We start from the raw sequence: 19,524 nt of genomic DNA, 5'->3' as shown, positions 1-19,524 counted from the left end.
ACTTCACTTATTGTTTCTATGGCAAAAAATCTACTTATGCTTATTATCACGTGCCTGATAGTAAGTGTACCCGCCTTCGCTCAGACGATTTCGGGCAAGGTTACGGCAAACGATGGTCAGCCTTTGCCGGGCGTATCCATTGTGGTGAAAGGCACATCCGCAGGTACCACTTCGGATGCCAGTGGCCAGTACAGTGTTTCCGCCAGTAAAAACGGAACGCTGGTTTTTTCCTTCATCGGCTATAAGTCGAAAGAGGTCGCCATCGCAAACCGCTCCGTGGTGGACGTTTTGCTGGAAGAAGATGCCTCCATGCTCAACGAAGTGGTCGTTACGGCCTTGGGTGTTGCCAAGGAGCAACGGGCCCTGGGGTATGCAACGGCGGTGGTCAAGAACGACGCTTTGGTTAAAACCGCTTCTCCTAACTTCGCTACGGCCTTGTACGGAAAAGCGCCCGGTGTGGTCATCAACGCAACGCCGGGTGGTGCCACCAGCGCGGTCAGCATCAGTGTGCGCGGTTTTGCTTCCATTACCGGCAATACCCAGCCTTTGATCGTGATGGACGGTATTCCGATTCGGAACGGTGAAGTTCGGAACACGGATTATTGGGGTGATCAGCGCATTCGCGGGAACGGTCTGCTGGATTTGAACCCGGCCGATATTGAAAACATCTCGATTTTGAAAGGTGCTTCGGCGGCTGCCCTCTACGGTTCAGAAGCCGTGAACGGCGTCTTGCTGGTGACGACCAAAACCGGAAAAGGGAAAAAAGGACTGGGAGTTGATTTTAACGCCAGTTACAGCGTCGACAAAATTGCGTATCTGCCCCGGTATCAGGATGTTCGGGGTCCGGGTTACATGCTGAACTACGCGAATGGCGGACAAGACGCTAATGGATTTGTCTCCTACGACACCAATGGCGATGGCAAGGGTGATACCCGCGGATTGCTGGGTGCCACGGTCAATTTCGGACCCAAGTTCGACGGACAACCGGTGATGGCATTCGACGGCGTGATCCGGCCGTATTCGCCTTCCAAAAACAGCTACGCGGATTTGTTCCAGAACGCCAGCAGTTCCAACATCAACCTGTCGATTTCCAAGGCAACGGATAATTCCAACCTGCGGTTTTCCTACACCCGGCAGGACAACGGAATGATCAGCTACAATGCGAAGAATAGCAAGAACATCATGAACCTGAACACGAGCTTTAGCCTCAACAAAAAGTTCCGGACAGATTTGATGGTGAACTACATCAATCAATACACGCACAACCGCCCCTACAAAGTGGATCGCATGATCAACAACTTTACGGGGATGATGAACCGCTTCGAATCGGCCGACTGGTATTTCAACAAGTACCAAACCAGCCAGGGCTACAAGTTCGTAACCGGAACCAACCAGAGTTTGACGCCGAATGAGAACATCATCCGGAACGGTTTCAAATCAGATATTGGGGATTACGTGTGGAGCACCCGGGCCAATACGTACGATGAATATAGCAACCGCGTGATCGCGGCCGTTACGCAGCACTACGACATTCTGGATAACCTGAAGCTGCGCGGCCGGATCGGAACCGACATCACGTCGGAACGGCTGGAAGACAAACAACGGAGCTCTATTCCGCTGGCTTTTGGGTACTCGGGATCGTTTTCCATGACCAATAAGCTGTACAACAACGTTTACGGAGACCTGCTGCTGACCTATACCCAAAAGCTGAATCAGGACATGAGCCTGACCGCCATGGCGGGGTATACAGCTAACAAGCAGTTGAATACGTTTGTCGGCCGTTCAACCAACGGCGGATTGAGTACGGAGAATTTCTTCGACGTTGCGTCTTCGGTAAATACGGCTGGCGGTATTAATACCCGCGAGCGGTACGTCCGGGATGCGTACCTGGGAACCCTGAATTTTGATTACAAAGGGTTCTTCTTTGTGGAAGGAACCATCCGCAGAGACCGGACGTCTACCTTGATCACCGGCAACAACGCCTTTACGTATCCTTCCATTAACTCGGGTCTGGTTTTCAGTGACTTCCTGAAACTACCCACGGTGGTTAGCTATGGAAAACTGCGGGCATCGTACGGAATTGTGGGGAACTACCCACCGATCTACAGTGCCAACAACGCCTACAACCAGGGCAACCTGAGTCTGCAGCAAACCGGCGGAAGTTCGGTACTCTACACGACGATCAGCAGTTCCTACGGGAACGACAAAATCCGTCCCGAGCAGAAGCGTGAATTTGAATTTGGTCTGGAAGCCCGGTTCCTGAGAGACCGGATCGGATTTGACCTGTCGTATTACAACGCCCAGATCGTCGATCAGATTCTGCCGCTGACGATTGCCGCCAGCTCGGGTGCCCGGTCGGTTCTGGCCAACATCGGTACGCTGCGCAACCAGGGTCTGGAACTGGCCCTGAACGCGACGCCGATCAAAAGCACGGGCTACAATGGCTTGAACTGGGACATTACGTTGAACCTGGCGAAAAACAGCAACAAGGTTGAAAAACTGGCCAATAGCTCGACGGAACTGATCCATGCGGATTATGACGGTAATGCGGCTCAATTGCGCTCCGTAGTGGGTCAACCGATGGGTGATATTTACGTCCACGGAATCCTGAAAGATGCCAACGGTCAGCCTGTTGTCGGCACCAACGGTTTGTATCAACTGGATGGCGTCAACTGGATCAAGGCCGGTAATGCCATGCCTAAACTGACGGGTGGTTTAATCAACACCGTGAATTACAAAGGATTTAGCCTGGACCTGGTAGCGGATTTCCGGTTTGGCGGTTACATCATGCCGACGGGGATCAACTGGTTGACCTCCCGCGGTTTGACGAAGGAAAGCCTGAACGCGATGGATAAAGAACACGGTGGACTCAGCTATTACATCGATGCCAATGGCAAGGGTATTCAGACCGCGGCTGCTGCCGGACCTAAAGGCGAGGTGGTTTACAACGACGGAATGCTGATGCAGGGTGTACTGGCCAACGGGGAAGCCAATACCAATGTGGTTTCGCAGGCGGTTTATTACAATGCGACCTATAACTGGGGTGGACCACAATACGGCAATGCCCGGTATGAGTTGTTCGTGAAAGAAAACTCCTACATCAAAATGCGGGAAATTTCCCTGGGCTACCGGATTCCGGCTAACCTGACCCGCCGAATCGGAACCCAGAACCTGACGCTGTCGGTATTTGGCCGTAACTTGTTCTTCTTCTACCGGACCATCAAGGACCTGGATGCTGAACAGACCAACGCCAGTACCAGATGGTCGGACAACATCAACAACGCCGGGAACAACCCATCGTTCCGGACCATGGGTGTCATGCTTCGCGCCAGTTTCTAATCTTAACGAAATTCTGAAATGAAAAAAATAGCCATACTTTTTATAGCCGGGCTTTTGCTGGGAACCGTATCCTGTAAGGAGTCCGAGTTTGCCGAAGCCTATCCCGATCCGGCCAAAATTGCCGAGTCGACCGTTGAAAAACAATTTACCGGCGTATTGTATGCCAATCGGGAGTATGTGCTTCCGGGCTACACCCACTATTTTACGACTCTGCGGCTCTCGATGAATCCGTATACTCAGGCGATTGGCCGGCTCAACCAATCCGGTCTTTACGTTCCGGGTTCGGCGGGGGTAGAAAACGTGTGGTTCAGCTACTACGACATGCTTGCGCAGTACCGTGAACTGCAGAAGATTTATGCGTCCAAACCGGCTGATCAGCAGGCCGACCGGAAAATTTTCATGCTGGCGGCTGCCATTTATGTCTATGACCACACGCAGCGGATGGTGGATGTTTACGGCGCGATTCCGTTCACGGAAGCCGGAAAGTTGAGCACCAACGGCGGAGAGTATGCGGCCTCACTGGCAAAATTCGATACGGCTGAAGGAATTTATGCTTTTATGCTGGATGATCTGAAGAAGATTGCCACCGAGTTGAACACCATTACGCTGAATGCCGGGTATCAGAAATCGTTTCAGACGCAGGATTTCCTGAACAAAGGCGATATTACGGCCTGGAAACGCTATGCCAACTCGCTGCGGTTGCGGATGCTCAACCGCGTGTCGGATGTGGAAAGCATGAAAACGCGCTCCAACACCGAGATTGCCGAGATTCTGGGCAATGCCGCTACCTTCCCGATTGTGGAAACCAACGCGCAGAACATCCAGATCAACGTTTTCGACATCAACACCGACATCAACTCGAAAGGGTTCCAGGGCGGTTTGGCGTCGGACGGCTGGTACGGAAATACGGCAGGCAAGGCGATGATCGACCACATGAATACCAACAAGGACCCGCGTTTGCCGATCCTGTTTGAACCGGGACTAAATGCGGCCGGTAAGTTTATCGGCATCGACCCTCTGGCGAGCGAAGCCGTTCAAACGGCTCAGTACAATGCGGGCCAACTGGCGATTTACAACCGGTATACCACGAGCCACAACCAGTTTTTCCCCGGTGTGATTATTAACGCTGCGCAGATGAACCTGATCAAAGCGGAATATTACCTGCGGACGGGCAACGATGCGTCGGCCAAAACCGCTTACGAAACGGCCATTTCGCAGTCGGTGGAATTCTACAACAAGATTCTGTCGCTGACCAACGCCACCGGTATCACGGGCTCGACGATTCCGACGGCGGCAACGCCAGCTTCCGTGGCTGCCTACCTTGCGGGTGATGGTGTAAACTGGGCGAAAGCCACCACCAACGCTCAGAAACTGAACCTGATCGCTACCCAGAAATGGTTGCACTACAACGTGGTTCAGCCCTACGAAAACTGGGCCGATCTGCGTCGTTTGGACCTGCCGGTTCTGAGTTTCCAGGTTGACAACGCCAACAACCAGACCTTGCCACCGGTGAAATGGACGATTCCGGGCAATGAAATTACCTACAATGCCGCCAATTATGCGGCCATAAAAGCAACGGATAACCTGAAAACCAAGCTGTTCTGGGATGTGAAATAAGCCCTGGCTTGAAATAAAATCAGGTATTTTGACTGATAGTTACAAAAAGAGGCAAACCGTCTGGTCTGCCTCTTTTTGTTGATATAGGGCCACCTATTTCCCCTGATTTTCCAGCACCAGCAATTGCGGAAAGGACGTAATTCCTTTAAAAATCAACTGGGTCATTTCGCCAACGGTGTGGAAATAGGAACCCAATACTAGATCGACATCGCCGTCTTTATCAAAGTCGGCGGCTTCCATCGTGAGCCATTTTCCGTGAGCGCCTTCCGGGGCGCTGTATGGTTTGAAGTTCATCCGGCCCTCGTTGGACAAATACACAAAACCCTGCTCGGGCTGGGCCAGATCGGAATAGAAAGAGGTAGCGGCAATGTCCAGATCGCCATCCCGGTCGAAGTCCCGGGCAACGGCTTTGCTGGCCCCGTAGAGCGGATAAAACCAGGCTTCCCGGAAGTTGTCTTTGCGGTCGTTCAGATAAATCCGAACCCCGTGGTAATTTTTGTTGACGGACGAATAATCCCAATTGTCGCCATTGGCCAGCAGAATATCCTGAAAACCGTCTTTGTTAAAATCAGCGAGTTCGAAATAGCTGGACCCAAACACGGGGGCGAAACGCAACACGGTTTTCTCCCTGAATTTGCCATTGCCCAGGTTGTAAAACAGGGCGACTTCTTCCCGCGCCTGGGCCATCAACACCATGATGTCGGGCTTTTGGTCGTGGTTGAAATCGGCAATTTCAACTCTTCGCGCGCCGGGTAATGCCTTCAGCACATGCTCTTTGGTCGGCTCGAAACCGTCGTACCAGAACAGTTTTCCGGCGTTGTTGCCAAATCCGCAAATAACCGCATCGTCCTTTCCGTCGCCGTTCAAATCGCCGGTGGCAAACTGCACGGGTCGGGGCAAGTCCCGGATATTGATAGGAGAAGAACCGGCTTTGGCCGATCGTTCGAGCGTCATGAGCCGGCCCACTTGCTGGTCGGACGGACTGAAAATGCCGATGGTGAGCAGCCGGGGAGCCGCATGTTTAGGAAAGTCAATATCGGTCGGTGGCGTATCGATCCACCAGGTATCTTTCAGGGTGCCGTCGCCCGATTGTAACCGGCCGTCGAGGACATACAGGGCATTCTGGGCGTCGCCTACATAAAGCTGGGCGGTATTTTTGTCGTACTTCAACAAGGTCGTTTGCGGCACCGGTTTATCACCAAACGAAAGTTCTCTAATCTGGAAAACCGGAAGTTTCGGGGTTACGGGCAGACCCGGTTTTTGCGGCAACGGCTCTGCGGGCGCGGTACTTTCGTAATACCGTACGATTGCATCCCACTCATCCCTGGAAAGCAGCGCGGTTTCGGGGTAAATAGCTAAAGTACGAACGATTTTCTCTTCGTCAGGAGAGAGCGGTTTCAACGTATCCTGTCCGGGTAACTTGATGCCCAGCCGCCGGGCCATATTCGGGAGGACGCCCGTGGTCCAGGTTTTTTTGTCCAGCAACGCCGGTTCAGGAAACAGGTGGCAATTTCCGCAATACTGCAAAGCTAACTGCCGGCCGGCAGTAACGGAATCTATTCGGCTCGCTGCGGCAGTGCCCAAATGGCCCGAAGCGGTTTTTGTGTCAACGAAAGAAAACGAAGCGGCCCAGAGGGCTATGAAGATCACCAGACCGGTTTTAAGAGAAGGCATTAGCAAGTTTATTTACGGGATCAGGATGCAAAATACGGCTGAAAGACAAACTATTCCTAGTTTGTTTTGAGGAGAGTCAGCGGTTCAACGGCGGGGTTATGCTGCCCGTTTTCCCGGGTTCACATCCCGACCGTAAATTGCCCGCTCATCCGTCAGATGGGGGAGAACCGCAGTCCCAAACCGGTGATCGCTCGCCTGATTCCGGCACACTCGTTTGTCCAGATGCCCCAAATAAAAAAATCGGAATGGCTGGTTGCCATCCCGATTTTCAAAAAAAGAATTGTCAGTTTTGATCTTAGAAGTTCGATGCTTTACCCGTATCCCACCACAGGCGCGTGGCAATATCATCTTTTGCCCCGGCTCCCATTTTGGTCACAGCATCAGTCACGGCAGCGGTATTGCCGGTTCTTTCTGCGTTTACAAACGGCATTCTTTTGATCGATTCACCGGCAGGAATAACACCCCAATCCGCATTACTGTCGTTCTTGGCAGCGACTGGAATTTTGGGGTAGCCCGTTCTTCTGTAATCCACCCAGGCTTCCAGCGTATTGGTGAAGGTATTGATATATTTCTGGGTAATGATCTTCTCCAGTTTTAATTCGTTCGAATCGCCCTCGTTCCAGGCTACGGTTACCGTTGAAATGGCGGTAAAATTATTACGGGCGTCCAGTGGATCTACATAATTAGCAGGCTTGCTGGTTTTATCGGCCAGGTAGGCGTCGACGCCACCCGCACCCCAATCGGCAAAGGACAACTTGATACCCTCTTCGTAGTTGGCTTTTGGATCACCAGCCCCGGCCCAGCCTCTAAGTCCGGCTTCTGCTTTAAGAAAAGCCACTTCCGATGCGGTAATATTCCGCCGGGTCTGAACCGTCTGGAAGCTCTCGTTGACTTTTGAGAAAGGGACGCGATCGGCTTTTGCTTTAATGTAAGCTCCGTTCCGGATACCTTTGTAGGGCACCGTGGGGTGATCGGCATACAAGGCGGCATTCGTGATGGGGGCAAAATACTTGGAAATCCGGCCGTCATTTAAGCCGACCAAAAAAGATTCCATGGGTGCGCCCATCCGGGTATCATCCCACTCATAACAAATCTGAGCCACCGGTATCTTGTTTCCGTTCAAGGAGTTGATGAAATTGTCGGCATTGGAAGTGATTAACCCCCCCGCATCACTCAACGCTTTTTCTCCCTGGGTTTTGGCCATTGCCGGATCCACTTTTGAAATCCGCATCGCCAATCTCAGGCGCAACGAATTGACCACTTTCATCCACTTGTTAATATCGCCACCGTAGGCTGTGGGGTCAAATTTCTTAAACCCGGTGTACGCTTTGTTCGCAGCAAAATCGGTCTGGATCGAGTCGAGTTGCTTAAAGAAAAGCGGATACAGATCGGCTTCCTTGTCGTACAGAATCGAGTTCGCGGTGGTACCGTATTGAGAATAAATGATCGGCCCGTGTACGGCGGTCAATTTGGACATCGCATAAATGCGGATCAACTTTGCCCAGGTAGCAAACAGGGGCAGCTTGTTGTCGGCTGCCAGTTTGATCACCTGTTTGGCTGGCGACATGACACTGCCATATTCCCGTCCCCAAAAGGAGTTCCAGCGTATATAGTAGGTTGTGTTATTCACATTTCCAACAAAATCGGTAGGCGTACCCATGTACCCCATCCAGTTGTCAGAGCAGAGATCTTCTTCGACCTGGTGGCCGTTCAAATTGAAGATCATGTTGGAAAAAGGAGAGCCTACGAGGTTAAAATCCTGCTTGAGCAACTCATCCGAAATTTGATTGGGGTTCTGGTTTATCTCGACAAACTCGTCGGTACAGGCCGCGAACGCAATCAGGGATACCAGTGCGATAAGTATTCGTTTCATGGTAGTGATTTTGATGTTTTAGAATGAAAGCTTCAGGTTTAATCCATACGATCGGGTGGATGGCATACCAAACACGTCCGTGGATTGCAGGGAGTTATTGGTACTCATCGCCTGTTCAGGATCGAAAGGTGCTTTTTTGTAGAAGAAGAATAAATTCCGACCAATGAAAGACACCGAGGCATCTTTGAAAATCGGGTTTGTACCTTTGGATTTGAAGTTATAGCCCAATACAAACTGTCCTAACCTGACATTGGTTCTTGAAAACACATACGGTTCCATGATCTTGTTCCGGTCACCGATGGCCGAATAGTAGGTGTATGGGGCAATAGACGTAACCGCCAGCCCTTCGGGTGTCACGGCGTTTATGGCGACCGTACCGGCATCTCTTGCCTCCGCGCTGCGTTCACTTACGCCATACGAATCCAGGAATGCCTCGGTTTTAGAGAAGGCAACGCCACCGAATTTTCCGTTAACCAGTGCACTGGCGAAGAAGTTGCCGTAACTCAGGTTGTTGGTCCATCCCAGGATGAGCTTGGGATTCACATTGCCTACGATGGTCTGCGTAGCGGCTTTGGTTGGAACCCCATTTTTGTCCAGAATGATCTGTCCGGCATCATTGCGGTTGAACTTATAAATGTACACATCGTTGAAAGAACCACCTGCTTTGATGATCGAGGCAAAACCTTCATTATCACCACCCACCTGATAGGTTGGATTCGAAGGAATCAATTCAACAATCTTGTTTTTGTTCTGGGACGCATTGACCGAAGTATTCCAGCTAAAACGATTGGTGCGGAACGGCTCGGCAGTCAAGGTTAGCTCAAATCCTTTGTTCGTGATTTTTCCCGCATTCACATAATAGGTCGTATAGCCCGATCCCGAAGGTGCCGCCAGGGAAAGGAACTGATTGGTACTCACGCCGTTGTATAACGTAAAGTCAGCGCCCAGACGTCCTTTCAAAAACTTGGCTTCAATACCGTACTCGTTGGCTACGATTTTTTCAGGCTTCAAGTTGGTAAACGGTACCTGCGTGTTCCGGTTGATACCACCGATGCCCGTTGGCCCACCGGCACCACCGATGCTGTTCTGCGGATTGACCACATTGTAAGGTACTTCGTTCGCCGTTTGTGAGAAGGAAGCCCTTACTTTTAGGAATGAAATGGCCTGAGGTAAATTCAGCATCTGGCTAATGACCGCAGATCCACCAACCGAAGGGTAAAAATAAGACTGGTTACCGGTAAGCGCCAGGGTAGAAGCCCAGTCATTCCGTCCCGCCAGATCCAAAAACAGGAAGTCCTTGAACCCAAGAGACAAGTTGGCAAATGCCCCCTGCTTGATGGTATTGCTATAACGTCCATCGTTACTGAAAATCACGTTATAGGGCATGTTCGCAAACGTAAATACGTTGGGATATTGCAGCGCAACCGTACCGTTACCCACACTCAGTCCATCGTAAAAGGTGTTTTTCTGATAGCTAAGTCCGGCCAGTGCATTCAAACTGATATTGCCAAAGTTCTTCGTATAAGTAAGAATACCGTCTGTGTAGAGGGACTGATCGGTGTACTTATTGTAAGACCAGGTGCCGTTCGGGCTAACGCTGACCGAGTTACCACCGGCCGCGTAGCGCTTATCGTCCAAAACATTGTTATAATCAATGTTACCCCTTACCTCAAATCTAAGATTCTCGGCGATCTCATAGGAGAGCTTTGCATTGGCAATGATGCGTTTGTTCGTCTGCAGTTTCGGGTCTTTGTTTATTTCCCAGTACGGATTGTTTTGCTTCTCTTCCGTCGAATACCAGTTCATTTTGTCCATATTCCGGTCGGGATTGAACACGGCGTAATTATTTTTGTAGCTATTGAAGTCGCGATCTCTGGCGAATAGATACAAACCAGTCAGGGGGTTGTTATAATACCCCGCACCCGGGCGGTTTTTGGACACTTCAGAGGATAAGATTATACCGGAACTTACGGTAATCTTGTCCTTTAGCAGTTTGGTACTTTGCCGGAACGAAAAGTTATGTTTCGTGTAGGTGTTTGTTGGTAATACCCCCTTCGAAGAAATGTTGGCGTAGGAAAAATAAACATTTGTTTTTCCGTTCCCGCCCGTGATTCCCAAGGTGTTGTTATAGGTAGCACCCGTCTGAAAGAAATCTTTAATATAATCTTTCTGATAATTGTCCGATTTAACAACCGTTGTACCGACAGGCGTCCAGCTATAATCGCCACCCACGGTTCCATACCGGTATTGAAATTTGGGAAGACCGGATACTCGTTCGACAACCGCGCTGGAATTGAAGTCAACAGATACTTTGCCTTCTTTGCCTTTTTTGGTTGTAATCAGGATGACACCATTAGCCCCCTGACTACCATACAGAATCGAAGCATTGGCTCCTCTCAATATGCTGATGCTTTCGATATCGGCGGGGTTAATGGCTGAAAGACCATCTCCACCGTCGGTTCCACCATACGAACCGGGTTGCCCGCCTTTGTTATTGGCCATCGGAATACCATCGATCACATAAAGAGCCTCACTAGAGCCCTGCAACGATTTGTTTCCCCGCAGGACAGCTCTGGTAGAACCACCGGCACCGGAGCTACTTACTTTGATGTCGATACCCGCTGCCTTGCCATTAAGGGCATCCACAAAGTTGGTGTTTTGGGCCCGGCGCAATTCGTCGCCCCCAATCTGCTGCGTGGCGTAGGTCAGCGCTTTCTTTTCTCTCTGTACACCCAGGGCCGTTACTACTACCTCTTCCAGAAGAGCAGTGGAGGCTTCCAGTACCACATTTATGACACTTTGTGATCCCACCGTCACCTCTTTCGTCGTAAAGCCGATTGATGAAAATACCAAAACGGACGCATCATTCGGAACCTGGATCGAAAACCGGCCATCTGCTCCGGTGGTAGTACCCACGTCGCTTCCTTTTAAAACGACCGTAGAGCCCGGAATTGCCTCTCCTTTGCTGTCGCTTACCTTACCAGTCACTGATTTTGCATTGACTTCGGACCTTACCCCAGGTTTTAACTTGTTCTTTGAAATCGTGGGTGAGGCAACCGATACGCTAATGGAGGCCGTAAAAACGACAAGTTGATAAAAAGTAAGTTTTATCCATAACGGACATTTTACTTCTTGCTTTCTTTTCATAATTTTTGATTGTTTGAGGATAAGAAAATTTTGCAAAGCAAGCTCCATACATCTGAAAAGATGCTCAAAGCCTTAAAATCGGAAAGTATTACTTGTACTTGGGAGAGGATGATGTACATGGTTACGTCATAGGCAATGTTCAGATTAATTGTTATGGCAATAAGTTATTAGGTGATTGGGGATTGAACCAGCAATTAATTTCGGATTTTTTGTCAAAATAATGTTTTTATTAGGTAATAAATGTATTGAGCAGGCGATTATTTTTAAAATTTTTTAATTTTTACCTTTGCAGAGCCCAAAATTGGACCTTGGCAATTAATAATTTAACGATGGCGTAACCATTGGACCTTGCGTCCAAAAACCGGCTTCTGAAAGCCATGCAGGGGTTGGCACCGATGGGTAAACCGGAGATATCAGACGGGAGCAGGGTAGAATTGCCCCCGGAGATGCCCGGTCGATCCGTTGACAGCCCTAAGCCAGTTAAGGCATCAGGTAAAACCGCCCTGATGCCGTACCTCGCCGGAAAATTCATTTTAGCTTTGCAAAAGTCGTTCGCGCCCGGATAAATTTTGGCGTCTTCCAACAGGCAGCTTTAGTCAATACCTTTTTTCATACAACCTAATTAATTCATAATGAAATACCTCTTCATCGGATTTGTAATTGCCTGCATGGCCTCCGGGCCGGTTCTTGCCCAGCAGCATTCTGAACAAAATCACAGTAAGTACGTCTGGCCGAAAGACAGTTTGGTTAAGAAGAAATTGAACCAGTGGCAGGATATCAAGTTCGGCTTGCTCATGCACTGGGGAACCTACAGCCAGTGGGGCGTGGTCGAATCGTGGTCGCTTTGCCCGGAAGACGAAGGCTGGTGTGTGCGACGCGGGCCGGAATCGGGCAATTGGTATGGGTACAAAAAGGCCTACGAAAATCTGCAAACCACGTTCAACCCGACCCGCTTCAACCCCGAGCGCTGGGCCACAGCCGCCAAAGCCGCCGGGATGAAATACATGATCTTTACAACCAAGCACCACGACGGGTTTTGCATGTTCGATACGAAGCAAACCGACTACAAAATCACCAGCACCAAATCGCCCTTCGCGTCGAATCCGCGCAGCAACGTCACCAAAGAAATTCTGGGGGCATTTCGGCACGAAGGCTTTATGGTGGGAACCTATTTTTCCAAACCCGACTGGAATACCGAATCCTATTGGTGGCCGTATTTTCCGCCCAAAGACCGCAACGTGAGTTACGACCCTAAAAAATACCCCGAGCTCTGGAAGAAGTTCAGCGACTTTTCATACAACCAGATTCAGGAGTTGATGACCGGTTATGGGAAAGTGGATATTCTGTGGCTGGACGGCGGTTGGGTGCGCCCGGCCAGCACAATCGACTCGACGGTAAGCTGGCAGCGGACGATTCCCTACAGCCAGGACATCGACATGGGCCGGATTGCGGGGATGGGCCGGCAAAACCAGCCCGGTTTGCTCGTCGTCGACCGCACGGTTTCGGGCGAATTCGAAAATTATGTAACGCCCGAGCAGCAAATTCCCGATCACTACATGCCGATTCCGTGGGAAAGCTGTCTGACCATGGGCGATAGCTGGTCGTATATTCCGAAAGAAAACTTTAAACCGGCCCGTAAGCTGGTTCAAATGCTGGTCGATATTGTCGCCAAAAATGGCAACATGTTGCTGAACATCGCCCCCGGTCCCGACGGCGAATGGCACGAAGAAGCCTATACCCGGCTGGCCGAAATTGGGGCGTGGATGAGTGTCAATGGCGAGTCGATTTATGGAACCAAACCGCTGGCACCCTACCGCCAGAATCAGTGGGCATTCACAACGAACGGCAAAACCCGCTATGCTTCATATTTGCCAACGGAAACCGAAACGGTTTTGCCCGCAGCCATTACGTTACCCCTGACGTCTACCGTATCAAAAGAAACCGTGACTATTTTGGGCACGAAACAGGTGTTGAAATGGAAAAAAGTAGGAAATACGATGGAAGTAAGCGTGCCGGAAAAGCTTCGTCAGCAACTGGCCGGGAAACCGGTTTGGGTTTTTAAAATTGGGTAGTCGTATCGCATAGACTTTTTTCAAATGAAAAATCGGATTCTTTTTAGTGTGCTTGTTGCCCTTGCTACGGTTTTCCATACCCGTGCGCAGGGAATTTATACGTTTCCTCAAGGTCTGGCAATTGGCCCCTGTCATCAATACGGACGTGAAGCTTTGTATACCGACCTGCTGGCGTATCATTTATACCGTGGCGATTTGAAAAAACCGGCCGAAGGACAGGGACTGACGGCCAGCCCCACCGATTCGCTGCGCTGGCAGGCCGTGACACCGGATAAAGAAGGCAAATTCCGGGGCCGCTCGTTCAACAACGGCTACCTGTATTTAACCTATCAGGCCGACCGCGACCAGGTAGCCGTCCTGCACGCAACCGGCCATAACATGGTGTATGTCAACGGCGCTCCTCACGCGGGCGATCCTTATGCGCTTGGCTGGCTTGCCGTTCCGGTGGCGCTTCGGAAAGGGACGAACGAAATTTACCTCCGTACTTCCCAGTTTTCACGTTTCCAGGGATTGACGGCCAAACTGGTTTTTCCGGAAAAACCGGTATCGCTAAAGATCGAAGACCCGACTTTGCCGAGTGTCGTTTTGGGCCATCAGACCGAGCCGCTATGGGGAGCGGTGGTAGTGGTCAACACGACCCAAAAAGCGTTAACGGGCCTGAAACTAAAAACCCGCCTGTCTGGTAAAGAACTCACGACCGACTTGCCGGTTGTACCGGCTATGACAACCCGCAAGGTGGGATTTCGGATGGATGGCTCGGGCGTTTCCAACAAAGAAGACGGAAAAGTCGGGCTTGATTTGCTGCAATCCGGGAAGGTTATCGATCAGAAAGAAGTAACCCTGAGTGTGGCCGGGCCGGGCGAACACTACAGTCAAACGTTCATCAGCGCCATCGACGGCAGTGTTCAGTACTTTGGCGTGGCACCCCAAACCAAACCGGATGGACAGGCTCCGGCTTTGTTTTTGTCCGTACACGGTGCCGGGGTGGAAGCAATTGGGCAGGCGCGGGCCTATCAGCCGAAAGACTGGGGCGTTTTGGTGGCACCCACCAACCGGCGGCCCCGCGGATTTAACTGGGAAGACTGGGGACGACTGGACGCGCTGGAAGTCCTTGACATTGCAAAAAAACAGTTCAAACCCGATCCGCAGCGGATTTACCTCACCGGACACTCGATGGGCGGACACGGCACCTGGTATCTGGGGGCCACTTTTCCTGGTAATTGGGCCGCTATTGCGCCCTGCGCGGGCTATCCGACGCTGGCCGGTTATGGGTCCCACGACGGAAAAATACCGGAAGAAGGCGGCACGGCGCTGGAAAAAATGTTGCTGCGCACCAGCAATCCCAGCAACGTTCTGGCGCTGGCGGGCAACTACAAACCGCTGGGCGTTTACATTTTACACGGCGATGCCGACCGCACGGTTTCGGTGGAATATGCCCGCCAGATGCGCAAATTGCTCGGTACGTTTCATCCCGATTTTACGCACTACGAATACCCCGGCGGTTCGCATTGGTACGGAAATGAAAGCGTCGACTGGAAACCGGTTTTCGACTATTTTAAATGGCACCGCATTGCCGCCGACAGCGCGGTCAATGTCATCGACTTTACGACGGCAAATCCCGCCATTTCGTCAACGATGCGTTGGGTATCCGTTGAGCAGCAGCAACATCCGTTGCAGTACAGTCGCCTTCAGCTGAAACGCGACAAGAAAGCCAGAACGATTTCCGGGAAAACCGAAAACGTTGGCCTGCTTTCGTTGAGTCTGGCCGATTTTGCCGCGGGGGAAACCGTAGCGATTACGCTGGACAGTTTAAAAACGATTTTGTATCAGGTGAAAAATCCGGCTGAAAAGCTGTTTGTGGCTAAAAATGGCCCGTGGGAAATCAGCACCAAACCGGCTCTAACTCAAAAAGGTGCCCACCGAAATGGAACCTTTAAAGAGCCTTTCAATCATCGGATGGTTTTTGTGTATGGCACTTCCGGAACGGCGGCCGAAAACGAATGGGCCTACAACAAAGCCCGGTATGACGCCGAAACCTGGTATTACCGGGGCAACGGAGCCGTGGATATAATCGCGGATAAGGAATTCAACCCCAGTCAATTTGCCGACCGGGGCGTGGTGCTTTTTGGAAATGCCAGCACAAACAACGCCTGGAATAAATTGCTGAAGGACTGCCCGATTCAGGTGAGCCGAAATGTGTTAACCATTGGAAATGAGCGGTATACCGGCGACGAGATCAGTGCCTATTTTAGCTGGCCCCGATCGGATAGCCCGGTTGCTTCCGTCGCCGTGGTAACCGGAACCGGAATGCCGGGCCTGAAAGTCGCCGATGCCAATCAGTACTTTGCCGCCGGCAGCGGTTTTCCGGATTTTATGATTTTCGGCCTGGAGATGGCGAAAGACGGCATCAAAGGAGTCCGGAAAGCCGGTTTTTTCGACAACAACTGGAAGCTGGAAAATCGGGAAGACGTGGGGCAGTAAGCCAGCGGGTCAGGGTTGGCTGAAGATTTCTCTGATCGCCACCCGAAAACCGCTAATCACCTCGGATTCCAGACTGCCATCTTTTAATTTCTGAGACAACTCAAACGCGTTACCGTCGAGCAAATACTGTTCGACGGTTTCGTGTTCGACGTCGACAATCCAGTATTCCTGCACGCCGTGGAGGGCGTAATTTATCTTTTGCGTACCTATTAGAATAAGATTTCACCGCGACTGTTACAATCCGGCGCTTACGCTTTATTTTTGCGCCCACCGTTATAATTCCCCGGTTTTTCCCTTTAGTATCAAAAAGTAAACCCTTCATAATGAAACTATTTCGCTTTGGCCCACCGGACAACGAGCGCCCCGGTGTTATGCTGCCTTCGGGTGCCAGTCTGGATGTATCCGCTTTCGGACAAGATTACGACGAAAATTTCTTCGCGACCAACGGCCTGGAAAAACTGGCTACCTGGCTGGAAACCAACGCTTCAGGCTGTCCGGGTGTTTCCGGAAGTGTTCGGCGGGCGTCTTGTATCAAACGACCTTCCAAGATTGTCTGCGTGGGACTGAACTACGCCAAACATGCCGCTGAAACCAACGCGCCGGTTCCGGCCGAACCCATTCTTTTTTTCAAGTCGACCACGGCGTTGGTGGGACCCGATGACAACGTCATGATTCCGAAGAAGTCCGAAAAAACGGACTGGGAGGTGGAATTGGCAATCATTATCGGTAAAAAAGCCACGTACGTTTCCAAAGAAGACGCCTTCGACTACATCGCGGGTTATGCCGTTCACAACGACTACAGCGAGCGGGCGTTTCAACTCGAGCGCGGTGGGCAGTGGGTAAAAGGCAAAAGTGCCGATACGTTTGCCCCCCTGGGACCGTTTATGGTGACCAAAGACGAGGTGCCCAATCCGAATAAACTGGGCCTCTGGCTGCGCGTCAACGGCGAATCACTACAGGATTCGAATACCGACGACATGATTTTCGATGTACCAACGCTCGTCAGCTACATCAGCCAGTTCATGACCCTGCTCCCCGGCGATGTCATTTCGACCGGAACACCATCCGGCGTCGGCATGGGCCTCAAACCGCAACGGTTTCTCAAACCCGGCGACGTCGTTGAACTGGGAATCGAAGGCCTGGGAACGCAAAAGCAAACCGCCGTTTCTTATAGTTAAGAATTAAAACGGGGCCGCCCGGGCGGTTAAAAATTATAAGTATGGCTCATAATGGCAGATCCGAAAGACAGTATTGTTCAGACGAAAGCATTCGCATTCGCCGTACGAATTGTTAACCTGTATAAGTAGTTGATTCTGAATAAAGTGCCTTCTAAGATTGCGGAACAATTGCTAAAAAGTGGTATTTCGATCGCTGCAAATCTTGAAGAAGCCACAGGAGGTTATTCAAGGAAAGAGTTTAGTGCTAAAGTGGGTATTTCTTACAAAGAAGCAGGAGAAACTCGGTATTGGCTTCGGTTGTTGTATGCCACTGATTATTTCACCGATCAGATGTCATGATCTATGTTAAATGATTGTGAGGAACTTATTCGCATCTTAGCAGCAATTCAGATAAGTGCTCAGAAGCCGTCAGTTTAAAACTACTTTTAATTTTTAACTCTTAACTCTGATGTTAATCGATGCGCACCAGCATTTCTGGTTTTATGATCCGGAACGGGATGGTTGGATAACGGAAGACATGCAACGGATTCGGCGGGACTTTTTACCCGCCGACCTGGAACCGGTTTTGAAACAGAACGGCATCGATGGCTGTGTGGCCGTTCAGGCGGATCAGTCCGAAGCCGAAACGCTGTTTTTGCTACAGCTATCCGAAGCCTACGACTTCATCAAAGGCGTTGTGGGCTGGGTCGATCTGCGGGCGGAAAATCTGTACGAACGGCTGGAGTTTTTCTCGCAGTTTGAAGAGTTGAAAGGATTTCGGCACGTCGTGCAGGGCGAACCGGACGATTTCATGATGCGTCCGGAATTCATTCGCGGTGTCCGGCAATTGGCCGCTTTTGACTGGACTTACGACATCCTGATTTATCCCAGTCAACTGAAAGCCGCCCTGCATCTGGTTCGCACCATTCCGGAAGTTCCGTTCATCATCGATCACCTGGCCAAACCGTATATCAGGGATCAGAAGATCACCACCTGGTCGAATTATATGGCCGAAATTGCCAAGAATCCGAACGTGTCCTGCAAGGTGTCGGGGATGGTGACGGAAGCCGATTGGCAAACCTGGAAACCGGACGATTTTCGCCCGTATCTCGATGTCGTTTTCGAACATTTCGGCCCCGACCGTCTGGCTTTCGGCTCCGACTGGCCCGTTTGCCTGGTCGCTGCGGAATACGAACAGATGAAAGCCATCGTCGAAGACTACGTAAAACCGTGGGGCGAGGAAGTCCGCCAGAAGGTGTTTGGCGGTAATGCGGTGAAGTTTTATTCGTTGTAAGTACCCACGGACCGGCGGGCGTTCCCGTTTAGTATTCACTAATTTAAAAACTCACGGACTAAAGTCCGTGGGTACCTGTATGAACCTGAACCTACAAGACAAAATAATCATCGTTACGGGCGGGGCAAAGGGCATTGGCGAGGGCATCTCGACCGTGCTGGCCGCCGAAGGAGCCACGCCGGTAATCATTGGGCGCAACGAAGCCGACAACCAGCGAACCGTTGACGCCATTACGGCAACCGGCGGAAAAGCGTTTCAAATTGCCGCCGAGCTGACGCAGCCTGACGAATGTAAAAAAGCCGTTGAGCAAACCCTGGCCCGGTTCGGACGCATCGACGGATTAGTCAATAATGCCGGTGTCAACGATGGGGTAGGGCTGGAAAAAGGTGATTACGAGCGGTTTATGCAATCACTGCACAAAAACATGGTTCATTATTACCTGATGGCGCACCATGCTTTGCCCGCTTTGAAAGAATCCAAAGGCGCGATTGTAAACATCACGTCGAAAACCGCTGAAACCGGGCAGGGAAACACCTCGGCCTATGCCGCAGCCAACGGAGGCCGCAATGCGTTGACGCGCGAATGGGCGGTTGAATTGCTGCCGTACAGCATCCGGGTGAATGCCGTCGTGGTGGCCGAGTCGTGGACGCCTTTGTACGAAAACTGGATCAAAACATTCGACAATCCGCAGGAAAAACTGGACAGCATCGTGTCTAAAATACCGCTGGAAAAACGGATGACGACACCGGAGGAAATTGCCAACATGGTGGTGTTTCTGTTGTCTGACAAATCCAGCCACACGACGGGCCAGCTGATCTACGTGGACGGCGGATACGTGCATTTAGACCGTGCGCTGACCTAGCCGGTCGA

General features: G+C 51.0%; 12 protein-coding genes. 8 read left to right on the top strand and 4 right to left on the bottom strand.

What is annotated here, in order from left to right; translation table 11 throughout:
* Positions 1-18 precede the first annotated feature (18 nt).
* Both EHT87_RS14015 and EHT87_RS14010 read left to right on the top strand, forming a co-directional pair.
* Complete coding sequence (locus EHT87_RS14015) at positions 19-3,339, top strand: SusC/RagA family TonB-linked outer membrane protein (protein ID WP_124907287.1); 3,321 nt, start codon at positions 19-21, stop codon at positions 3,337-3,339.
* A gap of 18 nt (positions 3,340-3,357) precedes the next feature.
* Positions 3,358-4,956: a SusD/RagB family nutrient-binding outer membrane lipoprotein gene (locus tag EHT87_RS14010; RefSeq protein ID WP_124907286.1), complete on the top strand. Its 1,599-nt coding sequence runs from the start codon at positions 3,358-3,360 to the stop codon at positions 4,954-4,956.
* Between the two features lie 93 nt (positions 4,957-5,049).
* On the opposite strand, the gene EHT87_RS14005 is transcribed toward EHT87_RS14010, so the two are convergent.
* From EHT87_RS14005 to EHT87_RS13995, 3 genes are all read right to left on the bottom strand, one after another.
* Positions 5,050-6,630 (bottom strand): FG-GAP repeat domain-containing protein, encoded by a 1,581-nt coding sequence (locus EHT87_RS14005; protein WP_124907285.1) that lies wholly within the window; start codon positions 6,628-6,630, stop codon positions 5,050-5,052.
* Between the two features lie 295 nt (positions 6,631-6,925).
* Positions 6,926-8,503, bottom strand: a complete 1,578-nt coding sequence (locus EHT87_RS14000) for a SusD/RagB family nutrient-binding outer membrane lipoprotein (protein WP_124907284.1) — start codon at positions 8,501-8,503, stop codon at positions 6,926-6,928.
* 18 nt (positions 8,504-8,521) lie between these two features.
* Entirely contained in the window at positions 8,522-11,491 is a 2,970-nt protein-coding gene (locus EHT87_RS13995) for a SusC/RagA family TonB-linked outer membrane protein (protein WP_229321089.1), read from the bottom strand.
* A 791-nt stretch (positions 11,492-12,282) separates the two neighbouring features.
* On the opposite strand from EHT87_RS13995, the gene EHT87_RS13990 reads away from it, so the two are divergent.
* Entirely contained in the window at positions 12,283-13,722 is a 1,440-nt protein-coding gene (locus EHT87_RS13990; protein WP_124907282.1) for an alpha-L-fucosidase, read from the top strand.
* A gap of 24 nt (positions 13,723-13,746) precedes the next feature.
* Positions 13,747-16,203 (top strand): carboxylesterase family protein, encoded by a 2,457-nt coding sequence (locus EHT87_RS13985; protein WP_124907281.1) that lies wholly within the window; start codon positions 13,747-13,749, stop codon positions 16,201-16,203.
* Positions 16,204-16,212: 9 nt separating this feature from the next.
* Here EHT87_RS13985 and EHT87_RS13980 read toward each other — a convergent pair whose 3' ends face one another.
* Positions 16,213-16,398 (bottom strand): Uma2 family endonuclease, encoded by a 186-nt coding sequence (locus EHT87_RS13980; protein ID WP_262707755.1) that lies wholly within the window; start codon positions 16,396-16,398, stop codon positions 16,213-16,215.
* A 128-nt stretch (positions 16,399-16,526) separates the two neighbouring features.
* Here EHT87_RS13980 and EHT87_RS13975 point away from each other — a divergent pair, with 128 nt between their 5' ends.
* From EHT87_RS13975 to EHT87_RS13960, 4 genes are all read left to right on the top strand, one after another.
* A complete protein-coding gene (locus EHT87_RS13975) occupies positions 16,527-17,381 on the top strand; it encodes a fumarylacetoacetate hydrolase family protein (protein ID WP_124907279.1) in 855 nt (284 codons plus the stop codon).
* Positions 17,382-17,510: 129 nt separating this feature from the next.
* The gene (locus EHT87_RS31590) at positions 17,511-17,720 is read left to right on the top strand and encodes a four helix bundle protein (protein WP_229321087.1); all 210 of its coding nucleotides are present in this window, start codon (positions 17,511-17,513) and stop codon (positions 17,718-17,720) included.
* 109 nt (positions 17,721-17,829) lie between these two features.
* A complete protein-coding gene (locus EHT87_RS13965) occupies positions 17,830-18,654 on the top strand; it encodes an amidohydrolase family protein (protein ID WP_124907278.1) in 825 nt (274 codons plus the stop codon).
* Positions 18,655-18,733: 79 nt separating this feature from the next.
* Positions 18,734-19,516, top strand: coding sequence for an L-fucose dehydrogenase (locus EHT87_RS13960; protein ID WP_124907277.1), 783 nt, complete (start codon positions 18,734-18,736; stop codon positions 19,514-19,516).
* Positions 19,517-19,524: the final 8 nt, after the last annotated feature.

This window comes from Larkinella knui (assembly GCF_003858645.1).
GTDB classification, from domain to species: domain Bacteria; phylum Bacteroidota; class Bacteroidia; order Cytophagales; family Spirosomataceae; genus Larkinella; species Larkinella knui.
The sequence above is the reverse complement of the archived record's forward strand: the minus strand, read 5'-3'. Positions and strand labels throughout refer to the sequence as shown.